We start from the raw sequence: 10342 nt of genomic DNA on the forward strand, positions 1-10342 counted from the left end.
AGGGCGGAAGGGCGGAAGGGCGGAAGGGCGGAAGGGCGGAAGGGCGGAAGGGCGGCGTAAGGCAAGATAAAGGCATCGCCTCCAGGAGCCGGCGAAGTCTTTGTCTGCACATCGTTTTTCCCGGAGGCTGCCGGTAGAACCGGGAGGGTGGGGCGAGCAACTATCTGATTTCTCTTGCGATTTTCTGGAACGCCACGATGCAGGATGACGAATTCAGGCCGAAGCTCGGCAGAATAGGCTCGCGCGGCTCGAAGGCCGGCAAACGCTTCGCCAGCCAGGTCCAGGCGGCGATCAACAGAGCCGGCGGCCGGCCCCAGCGCGGCGGCCGCTTTAGCGGCAGCCGGGCAGGGCGCGGCGGAGCGGCCGCCGCGCTGCTGAAATCCCGCGATAGGTATGCTGCCTTCCGGCAGCGGCGGGTGGTGGTCAAGGCGCGCGTCGTCAAGCTGGCCGGCAAAGGCCATGGTGGGGCGCGTGCGCATCTGCGCTATATCCAGCGCGACGGTGTTACCCGAGAAGGCGCGCCTGGAGAGCTCTACGGCGCCGACAGTGATCGCGTCGACGGCAAGGCCTTTCTTGATCGTGCCGATGGCGATCGGCATCAGTTCCGCTTCATCGTCGCACCGGAAGACGGCACTCAGTATGATGACCTGAGGCCACTCACGCGCCGGCTCATGACGCAGATGGAGGAGGATCTCGGCACCAAGCTCGACTGGGTCGCCGTCGATCACTTCAACACCGGCCACCCGCACACCCACATCATCGTCCGGGGCAAGGACGATCGCGGCGAGAACCTGGTTATCGCGCGGGAATATATCTCGAGCGGAATCCGCGAACGGACAGCCGAACTGGTCAGCCTCGATCTCGGTCCGCGAACCGATCGCGAGATCGAGCACCGCCTGCGCCAAGAAATGGAGCAGGAGCGCTTCACCAGCATCGACCGGCAGCTGCTCAGCGTGCGCGACAGCGACGGACTGGTTTCGCCGGTCGGCCGCGACGCCTTCCGACAGACGCTGCACCAGGGCCGACTGCGCAAACTCGAACGGATGGGCCTGGCCGAGGAGATCAGCTCCAGCCGCTGGCGCCTCGACGATGAGCTCGAAGCAACACTGCGGCGCATCGGCGAGCGCGGTGACATCATCAAGACGATGCACCGCGAAACTGCGGGCAAAGGACTATCCCGGAGTGCCGCCGACTGGGTGATCCACGATCGATCCAGTCAGCTCGCGCAACCTGTCATTGGCCGTGTTGTGGCGCGCGGGCTTGCCGACGAAATCAAGGACCGCCACTACCTCATCGTGGATGGGGTGGACGGAAAAAGCTACTACATCGATGTCGGCAAAGGCGAGGCCACCGAACCGACGCCCGACGGCTGCATCGTCCGTGTCACCCCGAGAAACACCGTTCCGAGGCAGGTTGACCGCACCGTCGTCGAGATCGCCGCCGTCCATGGCGGGCGCTACAATGCTGATATCCACCTGGAGCATGATCCATCTGCCACCGAACGCTTCGCCGAAACCCATGTACGGCGCTTGGAAGCCATTCGCCGTGAGACCGGCACTGTCAGGCGCGAAGCCGACGGCACATGGATCATCGCGCCGAACCATCTCGACCACGTCGCTCACTATGAGCGCAAGCGAGCCATGGCTGCGCCGGTTGTCGTCGACAAGCTCTCGTCAATGCCGCTGGAGCAGCAAATCGCGTTCGATGGTGCCACCTGGATCGACCGGGAAATGGTTTCCGATGCACCGGAGGCCCTGCGCAACTCCGGCTTTGGTCGTGAGGTGCGGGAGGCGCAAGCCCGCAGGCGGCAATGGCTGATTGCCCAGGGTCTCGCGCATGAAGAGCAGGACCGCACCGTCTATCGCGCCAACATGATTTCGATCCTCCGCCAGCGAGAGCTGAACCGTGTTGCCGGTCAGCTCTCGGAAGAGCTCGGTCTGTCCTATGCTGAAACCCGACCCGGAGACCGGGTAGAGGGCACGCACCGCCGCTCAGTTGAGCTGGCCAGCGGCAAATATGCCGTTATCGAGAAATCGCGCGAATTCGTGCTGGTCCCGTGGCGGCCGGTGCTCGAGCGGCATATCGGCAAAGAGGTCTCTGGCACGGCGCAGCGCGAGGGTATCTCCTGGAACATCGGTCGGCAAAGGAGCGGGCCCAGCGTTTCATGACTTGCCTGGCAGCCATGCGCAGGCGCGGTGTGCCTTGGACCGGCTCGGCAAGAGTTGGACAAGGCGGTCCGAGCTGGCCGGTCTACCGGATCATCGACAATGCGCCCGTCCACCAAGATGCTCGGGCGGGCCAGATCGCCCGGAGCTCGCGGAAGCATCGAGGACAGTTGCGGAACCAGCTCCGACGAAAAAAATCGAGCTCCTCCCGGCTTCTGTCGCTGTGGATGCGCTTCCACATGGCATGAGGATAAGGGCATTCCGAGCAACGCGTCCGCCCACGCTTTAATGGCTTCGCGAACGATCTGACGACGTCGAGCAGTTTGGCTAGACGCTTTTCGAGCATTCAGAGTATCGCCGCTTTTGAAGCTGATCGGCGGACGGGGTGAACCGCTCTTATGGTTGCAATGGGCGAGACTCGCCACATCGACGGGTGTAAGATGCGACATCGGCGATAAACGTTCAGGGCATCGCCGGCTGTGAGCGAACATCGCGCTTCCGCCCCAATTTCGGGAGGGAGCCATGACCAGCCCCAACAATTCGAAAATTGGCCTCGCATACTCAGAAGACCGCGATCGGGCGCCAATTCATCGCCCGGAAACTGCCTATAGAAACGAACTGCTGCGGCGCATGTCTGCGGCGGACCTGCAATTGCTCAGCCCTCACCTTCACCGCAGCTTTCTGCCATTGAGGACCCAGCTCGAAACCGCAAACGCCCCGATCGAGGCCGTCTATTTCTTTGAGACGGGAATCGGCTCGGTGGTGGCGAAGCTGCGGCCGGAGGTCGACGCCGAGGTTCGCGTCATCGGCTTCGAGGGCATGACCGGCTCGGCGCTGATCATGGGCGGCGATCGCTCCCAGCATGATTGTTACATTCAGGTGGAGGCCGAGGTTCTCAGCATGGACACCGAGCCATTCACAAAGGCGCTTTCAGACAGCCCGACGCTGCGGCTTTTTCTGCTGCGCTATGTGCATTACGCGCATATCCAGACCTGCTACACCGCGCTCGCCAATGCCCGTTTGAAACTGGAAGAACGGCTGGCGAGATGGCTGGTCATGTGCGACGATCGGACAGAAGGCGACCGGTTGCCGGTTACCCATGAATTCCTGTCGGTCATGTTGGGCGTACGACGGCCGGGCGTCACCGTGGCACTTCAGTTGCTGGAAGGCCGCGGCCTGATCAGGTCGAATCGTGGCGAGGTCATCATCCGCGACCGCGCCGGCCTCATCATCTTGGCAAACGGCTCATACGGGCAGCCGCAGGCGGAGTATGCCCGCCTGATCGGCGAGCCGGCGTTGCCATGAGTACGCGGCAACCGTCGCCGAGATCAGTCGACATACAGCGCTTTACGATCATGCGCATACTATTCCGACTTGAAGGACGCTGCTTTCGTCGGCGGGCTCCCAAGGCTTTCAAATCGACAAACCGATACGTCACCTTTTCCTTGGGCCTACTTTGGGGCCGCCACAAACAGGGGAGTAAGCGCCTGCAGAATGGCTGTTGCCAAGGCGATTCCGAGTTGCCGAGGCCGAGCCCACGAGTGGAGGGCTGACCACCCGAACAGCGCCCAAAATTGGAATGGCCCGCGAACGAGCAGCGTGAGTTCCACCGAGCATGGCTCCGCGCCCGGGAGACGTAATAGCATTGCCTGCAGCCGGTAAGACTCGCGCCGACACGGCGGTCTAGCGCGCCGCTTCCGCTTCGCCTCGCTGCAGGGCGGACGAGCGCCGTATGAAGGAGGCGCTCATAATGCCTTGCACAGGCAGCCAAAGAACTGACTGATAGCGATCCGATTCGCAATCGAGAGCGGTGTTTGAAGCTCGATCAAATCGAGTGACGCGAAGATGGGAATGCGGTGGGCTGCGTAGAAAGGTAGAAATGCAACTTATCCTTGGCGCCATCGGCAGGGTCTGGCATACGGCCTTGCTTAAGATCGACAGGGCCCGGTTGCGGCGGCAGCGTAGGCGGCTTGGCGATATTGACCGCCGCGGCTGAATCTCCCCACCCGGAACTCCGCGCTCTCGAACACTCCGCGATGCTTCGGCCGGGAACTACGATCGCGGATCTCCGCCCGTGTGCGTTCAACGTCACTTGGTGCTCCGCATTTGAGGAGCTAATGCTTGGGGCGAGCCCTCGCAACGCAGATTTCAATGAGGTCGGCGGCATAGGACGCTTGCTGACCAGCTTTGCGCCAGACCGCGAGCATGCTGCCGAGCAGCGGCGCGCGTGATCACAGCCTGGAATGTAGCGAAGAAGAGTCAGAGCCGGGTCTCGCCACCATCTCGCATTCGAGGTCTCGCCAGGATCCCGATTGATGAGGACGCGGTTTCGTCCACGCATCCTTTGCGAGGTCACGACTGAGCACGTGCCGTGCCAAGGCTGGTTTCCGGCAACTATGTTGCCCCTCCGGCACTGACACAAAGCTCTCGAAAGCCAATTTCGTGGCAGTCCAACTGGCGGTTGCTAGACCTGTCGGAGCTCATGCGCCTAAGCTGGTCTTCGGCCGCGCGCGCACCTGGCAAGCCCGCCCACCCTAAACCCCCGCTTGGTGCAATAGCGCCTGACCGATCCCGCCGCACTGAACCGTGCGGCGGGTTTTTTCATTCACACACCGCGGAACACCGGCCCGCACGGAAAGTTCACGCCAGGCAGCAACTCTTCCGGTCATTCTTGCTATCAGATCGGACAGGTCCGATGCCCGCGTCGTTCGTTCCCTCCGGCGACGCGAGCTCGCCGTCCTCGCCTATCGGTCGAGTAGCCACAGAACAAACGAGAGCACGATGCTGATCAGAATCCCGGTGCCGATGGGAGCATAAAACGTGAAGTTCTCACGTTCGATCATGATGTCACCGGGCAGTCTGCCCAAACCGACCCGCGACAACCAGGGCCACAATAGGCCTATGGCAACTATCATCAAACCAATGATGATCAGAGTTCTGGACATGGCGGCATCCGGCCGGGAATATGGTGGCTGGCCTTGGCTTGTCTCAATCTCATTGGTGTTTTTGCTCTCGTTGAGACTCAATTTCTTCTGGTTCTTTCTTGTCGATCTTCGCCGTCTCGTTGTCGGCATCGCCGACTGAGCGAAGCAGTTCGTCCATCTTGGCGTGCAGAGCCTGAGTATCGCGATGCTCGGCGCGCTGAATGAACAGCGTCATAGCCCAGGTCGCCAGAGTGGCAACGCCATGCCAGTCTAAGCTCGAGCGGTCGAAGATCACCCAAAGCGCCGCATAGGCGAGAAAGACAAGAAAAGCCGCCGGCCGGGATGTCCACGTGCCGATGGAGGTCAGAATCTTTGCGACATCGTGCTTTGGCATTGTCCAGAACCGACGAGTTTGGCGCGGGTTCCAGAAAGACCGACCGGATGCGTAAGCAAGCATGCAAGAGTTTGCGAAAGAGGCTCGCAACGGAGTGGACTAGGCCGGGGATCAAGGTCGGGGCGAAGCATCGCCTCAACGGCGAGGACGTTTCCCATGCCTCTCTGCAGGATTTCTGAGCTGTCGAGTAGCCTGCCGCTTCGATCTAACGAGTTCGAGCAGCTCAGGCGCATCCTCGTCAGCCTCTTCCAACGCGACCAAAATTTCCAGGGCCAGATACTCGGCCTCCAACGATGAGTGGGCGATATGCTCGTCAGTGCATATCTGGTCGAATACCCGTTGGCATAGATCGAGATCGGAAGGGTATAGACCGGCTCGTTTGAACGGCATTTTGAACCCCCCAAGCTTCCGAAGGCCGTCATTGTGGCAGTGAAGGGATCAAAACTAAGGACCGCTAGGCGGGATGAGTCAACGCCGTGTAAAAAGCGGACATTGCGATGATCGGCACGCCTCAACCGGCTACGAACTCGTCCTAACTGGCGTTTGGTGGACGCAAATTGGCACTGCCCTACTCGTTTCTCACGATCCCGCGGCACTGTGCACAGCCGATCCAAATCCCATGCCCGTGCTTGGTGCAACGTTTGATCGATCCGTCGCGCTTCGCAGCTCGAACGGTAGCACTATTTCGATTGTGCTCGAAGGGGCCTGCAGCGAACGAGGTGTCATGCCGGTTCGTCCAAAAAGCTGAGAAACCTGGCGTCTTCACCCCTCCGGACGCGTCCTGAAATCGCAGGTTCCGCGGGCTTGGCCACGCGGCAGCCGTGTCGTGGCGGACGACCAGGAAAGACCTACCAGCTCCCAGTGCGCCGCTGACCAGAGGCAAGGTTGCAGGGAATGATTTCCGCCGATGAGTAGGTCGGAAAAGCATTGGACCAAGCCGCAAATCGCGTCAATTGGGCGAATTGATGGGCTCCCAACTGTAATGAAGTGCAAAGTCAGCTTTGCGTCAGGAGACCCGGATGGCGGAAATGAACGATCCGTCGCCGGACGTCCTCGCCCATCCACTGGCTGGATGGCAGCTATCCCAATAATCGATTTTACCAATACCACCAAATTCTATTAGGAGGCTCAGCGCTGGGCGGGTGCCCTTCGGGTCGACTGAGGCTACCGAGAAGAATTCGGAGACGATCATGTGCGGGATTGTTGGCATCGTTGGGCATCAGCCGGTGTCGGAGCGCTTGGTCGACGCGTTGAGGCGTCTTGAATATCGAGGATATGACTCAGCCGGCGTTGCCACCATCTCCGAGGGCTCGTTGCATTGCCGGCGCGCCAAAGGCAAGCTCGTCAATCTCGAGACGAGATTGAGAGAAGAGCCGCTGAGTGGCACCATCGGGATCGCACACACGCGCTGGGCAACCCATGGGGCACCGACTGAGCGCAACGCGCACCCGCATTTTACGGACGGTGTGGCCGTCGTTCATAACGGCATTATCGAGAATTTCACCGAGTTGAAGGACGAACTGGCGGCGGCGGGCGCCGAGTTCCAGACCGACACCGACACCGAAGTTGTAGTGCATCTCTTGGCAAGACACCGCCGGGAGGGCATGGGGCGGGGTGAGGCAATGCATGCCATGCTGAAGCGCGTCAGGGGCGCCTACGCGCTTGCCATTCTCTTCGAGGATGATCCGTTGACCATCATGGCGGCGCGCAATGGACCACCGCTGGCGATTGGTCACGGCGACGGCGAGATGTTCCTCGGCTCCGACGCCATCGCGCTTGCTCCCTTCACAAATGCAATCACCTATCTCGTCGACGGCGACTGGGCCGTTATTGGCACGACAGGCGCCGATATCTTCGATTTCGATGGCCATCCCGTCGAGCGTCCGCGCCAGACCTCCATGCCCGGGGCATACCTGGCCACTAAGGGCAATCATCGCCACTTCATGGAGAAGGAAATTTACGAGCAGCCCGAGGTCGTCGCCCGTGCGCTCAGTCATTACATCAACTTCGAAGGGAATCGCATCGATACGGCTTCCAGCATAGATTTCGCCAGCATCCCGAGCCTGGCGATCTCGGCCTGCGGCACCGCCTATCTGGCCGGACTGATCGCAAAATACTGGTTCGAGCGCTATGCGCGCCTGCCGGTTGAAATCGACGTTGCATCCGAATTCCGCTACCGGGAGATCCCGTTGCCGCCGCAGTCGGCGGCTCTTTTCATTTCGCAGTCCGGGGAAACCGCCGATACGCTCGCATCGCTGCGGTACTGCAAGCGGCGCGGGCTGAAAACCGGCGCTGTCATCAATACCCGCGAATCCACCATCGCTCGGGAGGCCGACGCGGTCTTCCCGATCCTTGCCGGCCCGGAGATCGGCGTCGCGTCCACCAAGGCATTCACCTGCCAGCTTGCGGTTCTTGCCACACTCGCCATTAGGGCTGCCAGGGCCCGTGGAACGGTAACCGAAGATGAGGTGAAGGCGCTCGTCGGGAGCCTTGCCGAAATGCCGGGCGTTATGAGGCGGGTATTGAACAGCATCCAGCCAGATGTCGAGCTCCTGTCGCGCGAATTGTCAAAGTGTCATGACGTCCTGTATCTCGGCCGCGGCACCAGTTTCCCACTGGCCATGGAAGGCGCGCTGAAGCTCAAGGAGATTTCCTACATCCATGCTGAGGGCTATGCGGCTGGTGAATTGAAGCATGGTCCAATCGCATTGATAGACGAGAACATGCCAGTGATCGTCATCGCGCCACATGATCGATTTTACGACAAGGCCGTCTCCAATATGGAGGAAGCCGCCGCCCGCGGAGGGCGGATTATCCTCATCACCGATGAAAAAGGGGCCGCTGCGTCGAAACTCGACACGATGCACACCATCGTGCTGCCGGTCGTGGACGAGATTATCGCGCCGATGATCTTCTCGCTGCCGATACAGCTTCTTGCCTACCACACGGCGGTCTTCATGGGCAAAGATGTCGACCAGCCGCGCAATCTCGCAAAATCGGTCACCGTCGAATGATTGTGACGTGCTCATAGTGGTGCCCATCGAAAATACACCTCAACCATACGCGCGCCTCACTGGCACTTGGATCTCGATGAGACCCGGACCAGGTCCGCGGCCGCTGGGTCTGTGTTGCTCTATCGACATTGTGGGCGACCACGAGATTCTATTTCAGCGAGGTCGCGACTGCCGTCGCCATGCGCGTAGCACGCGCATTAGCGGCGAACCCAGGCCTGTCCTAAGTCTTTGCCATCGTAAGACCGGCAACTCTCACGTTTCCAGTCAGAGTGATCCCCGCCCATTCCGTATTGAGCCCGATATGCCAACGATTTTGCCGTCATTCATATCACGCCGCGCGTAGACTCTTCGTTTCGAGCACCTCGGCCCGGTTCTATTCGCGCGATAGAACCCGCGGCTGGTAATCCAGCAGTATGGAATCGCCGAATTCATGCGCACGGTAGCCGTACGCGGCGAGGGCTGCGGAGAGCAGAGCATCGCCGGCAAAGGCGCGCAGGAGCTCGAAATGGCTTTCCTGCAGCGGACCGCGCGACGCATCGGCGACGCCGCGGCCTACGACCTGGACGGCCATTCGATCCATTTCGGGTTTGGCTGCGTCGACCCGGCAGCAGCAATCGCTGCGGCACGCGCCAGCCTGACGAGCTGACGCGCAGGCCCGAGCTGCGCGCTGGTCAAGCAAAGTTTTGGAAGCGGACTGAGTTTTGGACAGAAGGAGAACGCTGCAATGAACGCCAGATTTTGAAGAGCTGCATTGGCGCTGCGGCCATTGTCTCAGTCGGCCTGGCTCCTGCCTGGCTCGGCGATTTTGATGGCTTCATCGTCGGCGGTTGGAGGGGCGAACCCCCGCGGACATCGACGTGCTGGCCGGCACTGTGTTCAAGACCAAGAGCGACGGCGTGCGTGTATTCGACGGCGATCTTCGTTCACCCGAAATGGGGGCAGATTCCAGGCCGCTTCGACTTCGGCACAGCGCTCATTAGGCTTAAGGAACCCCTGTCGGTCGGCGCCGCAATCGAACTTGCCACGGATGCGACCGATCTGCCCTTGACCCCCGTATCGGGTCTCCGGCTGGGGCGCCACCAGCGAAGGGGCGTGCGCAGCCATGTCGAAATGCATGAGCGAATTCGTCGATATCGGTCAGATGAGTCATTCGATCCGCGCATTTATCCAGTGATTGGATGCCGTATCCTCACAAAGGCCTTCGTTTGGCCACGTGATCTCTGGCTTCCGATTCCCCCAAGCTGGAAGCCCAACATCGTGGTCGGTCGTGGCTTTGACACGGATGAAGTCGAGGGCCGAGCTAGTTGCGATAACGCCGTCACCGGTGTGCAGCGCCTTGATTACCTCGCCATCTGCATCGGCAAACAGATGCAGGCCACCATGCAGTCGGGGGAGAGAGTAGATAGAATGGGAGAGACGGCCGGCGTCTGTCCTCGGGAGAGCTGGCTTAATTTGTCTGAACAGTTTGGCGAGGACCGCGAAATCAAGGCAGCATAGGGAATAGAAGCGCCACGGGCGACGACCCGATAGAAGCGGTTCACCCGTTCGACCAGTGAAGTGACGTTCGTTAATCGCACGACTCAGGGTCCGAGCTGAAGCCCTCCATCGCGGAACGGTTTTTTTCTTGAGCATGGCCTCAAGACACGTGTCGAGGTTATCGTGCAGGCCTTGAGCATGATCCCGCCGATGGTCTCAGGCACAGCTCGTATAGCGACCATGCCCTTCCGGCTGGTTAAATATTTCGAAAAAACCTTCCCCCTGCGCATCATCGAACTTCCGCTGCCGCTTCCCGCATTCACCGAGGCCGTCCAATGGCCCGCCCTTCACAACAGTGATCCGGCAAGC

Annotated in this window: 7 protein-coding genes and 1 pseudogene; 6 read left to right on the plus strand and 2 right to left on the minus strand. The window is 60.5% G+C overall.

Going from position 1 to position 10342, the window contains the following annotated elements; all coding sequences use genetic code 11:
* Positions 1–197: 197 nt before the first annotated feature.
* Together rlxS and AC0L2X_RS31985 are read left to right on the plus strand one after the other, a co-directional pair.
* Positions 198–2168, plus strand: coding sequence for a relaxase/mobilization nuclease RlxS (rlxS, locus tag AC0L2X_RS31980; RefSeq protein ID WP_473601153.1), 1971 nt, complete (start codon positions 198–200; stop codon positions 2166–2168).
* A gap of 627 nt (positions 2169–2795) precedes the next feature.
* Positions 2796–3470 (plus strand): Crp/Fnr family transcriptional regulator, encoded by a 675-nt coding sequence (locus AC0L2X_RS31985; protein WP_473601154.1) that lies wholly within the window; start codon positions 2796–2798, stop codon positions 3468–3470.
* 1439 nt (positions 3471–4909) lie between these two features.
* Here AC0L2X_RS31985 and AC0L2X_RS31990 read toward each other — a convergent pair.
* Together AC0L2X_RS31990 and AC0L2X_RS31995 are read right to left on the minus strand one after the other, a co-directional pair.
* The gene (locus AC0L2X_RS31990) at positions 4910–5110 is read right to left on the minus strand and encodes a DUF2905 domain-containing protein (RefSeq protein WP_473601155.1); all 201 of its coding nucleotides are present in this window, start codon (positions 5108–5110) and stop codon (positions 4910–4912) included.
* Positions 5111–5159: 49 nt separating this feature from the next.
* Positions 5160–5483 carry a low affinity iron permease family protein gene (locus AC0L2X_RS31995; protein WP_473601156.1) on the minus strand — a complete coding sequence of 108 codons (324 nt, stop codon included), beginning with the start codon at positions 5481–5483 and terminating at the stop codon, positions 5160–5162.
* A 1190-nt stretch (positions 5484–6673) separates the two neighbouring features.
* Here AC0L2X_RS31995 and glmS point away from each other — a divergent pair.
* The 4 genes and pseudogenes from glmS to AC0L2X_RS32015 form a co-directional block, all read left to right on the plus strand.
* Positions 6674–8497, plus strand: coding sequence for a glutamine--fructose-6-phosphate transaminase (isomerizing) (glmS, locus tag AC0L2X_RS32000; RefSeq protein WP_473601157.1), 1824 nt, complete (start codon positions 6674–6676; stop codon positions 8495–8497).
* 430 nt (positions 8498–8927) lie between these two features.
* Positions 8928–9143: a hypothetical protein gene (locus AC0L2X_RS32005; protein ID WP_473601158.1), complete on the plus strand. Its 216-nt coding sequence runs from the start codon at positions 8928–8930 to the stop codon at positions 9141–9143.
* A gap of 254 nt (positions 9144–9397) precedes the next feature.
* Positions 9398–9994, plus strand: coding sequence for a hypothetical protein (locus AC0L2X_RS32010; RefSeq protein WP_473601159.1), 597 nt, complete (start codon positions 9398–9400; stop codon positions 9992–9994).
* Positions 9995–10117: 123 nt separating this feature from the next.
* Positions 10118–10342, plus strand: a pseudogene (locus tag AC0L2X_RS32015) (type 2 periplasmic-binding domain-containing protein); the annotation flags it as partial.

The organism is Mesorhizobium sp. WSM4828 (assembly GCF_055811175.1).